This window comes from Micrococcus sp. HMSC31B01 (genome assembly GCF_001816085.1).
Taxonomy (GTDB): domain Bacteria; phylum Actinomycetota; class Actinomycetes; order Actinomycetales; family Micrococcaceae; genus Micrococcus; species Micrococcus luteus.
Genome location: NZ_KV824809.1, coordinates 1 through 1,139, shown reverse-complemented (window position 1 = coordinate 1,139; position 1,139 = coordinate 1). Strand labels below are relative to the sequence as shown.

The 1,139-nt window shown below is 75.9% G+C and carries 1 protein-coding gene and 1 pseudogene; both read right to left on the bottom strand.

Annotation, left to right across the window (positions count from 1 at the left end):
- A pseudogene (locus tag HMPREF3105_RS00240) lies at positions 1-539 on the bottom strand (RNA polymerase subunit sigma-70); the annotation flags it as partial.
- Positions 540-546: 7 nt separating this feature from the next.
- On the bottom strand, positions 547-1,107 hold the full coding sequence (locus tag HMPREF3105_RS00235; RefSeq protein WP_061867011.1) for a tRNA (cytidine(34)-2'-O)-methyltransferase: 561 nt from the start codon (positions 1,105-1,107) through the stop codon (positions 547-549).
- Positions 1,108-1,139 lie beyond the last annotated feature (32 nt).

Genomic DNA, 1,139 nt, shown 5'->3' with positions numbered 1-1,139 from the left:
TCACGCAGCAGGGTGCGGGCCTCGTCGGCCGGCAGACCGAGCCGATCGGCGACCTCCCGGTCGGTGCAGCCGCCCAGCCACGCCAGTCGCACGGCCTCGTAGGCGTCCGGGGCCACGCGGCCGACGAGGTCCTCGGGCAGCGGCGCGGGCCCGGCCGGGCCGGGACGACGCCCACGTTCCGCCGCGGAGCCACCGGCGCGGCGCAGCGAGGTCATCACGCGGTGGGCGAGGACCTCGAGCCACGTGAACACCTGGCGTTCGCGGTGGGTCGCGTCGTCACGCTCGCTCAGGTCGAGCCCGGCCTCGGAGGCCTCCTCCCACGCCGTCAGGTAGGTGCGGACCGTGGCCGCGGCGGCGTCGTCGCCGGGGCCGAACATCGCTTCGGCCAGGCCGTGCACCCACGGGACCGTGGCGTCGTAGAACGCGGAGAACGCGGCCCGGTCACCCTCGGCGCTGCGGCGCAGGAGGGTGTCCAGGGCGGGCTGGCCGGCGTCATCGGGGCGGTCGACGTGGGGCTCGGGCGCGTCAGGAGTCTGCATGGTGGCCTCAGTCTAGGGAATCGGGACGGGCCGCGGACCCGGCGAAGTCGTGCTGGCGCCAGGCCTCGTACACGGCGATGGAGACGGCGTTCGCCAGGTTCAGGGACCGACGGGCCGGCTGCATGGGCAGGCCGACGGTCTCGGTGACCCGCGGATCGGCCAGCACCTCCTCGGGCAGGCCGGTGGACTCGCGGCCGAAGAGCAGCACGTCGCCGGGCCGGTAGGCGACCCGGTCGTGCCGCACGGACCCGCGCGCGGTGAAGGCCAGCACACGGGCGGGGGCGAGGGCCGCGAGGGCCGCGTCGAGGTCCGGGTGCACCGTCACCACCGCGAGGTCGTGGTAGTCCAGACCGGCGCGGCGCAGGTGGGCGTCCTCGAACCCGAAGCCCAGCGGCTCCACGAGGTGCAGCTCGGCCCCCGTGAGGGCGGCGAGCCGGATCGCGTTGCCGGTGTTGCCGGGGATCTCCGGGGTGAGCAGCAGGATCCGGAAGCCGGGGGTGCCGGGCGCCGGGGCGCGGTCGGCGCCCTCGTGCGGGTTCGGGCGGGGTGGGGTGGGGGAGTCGGGCACGCGCCCAGCCTAGTTGTTGTGGGTCATGAGGT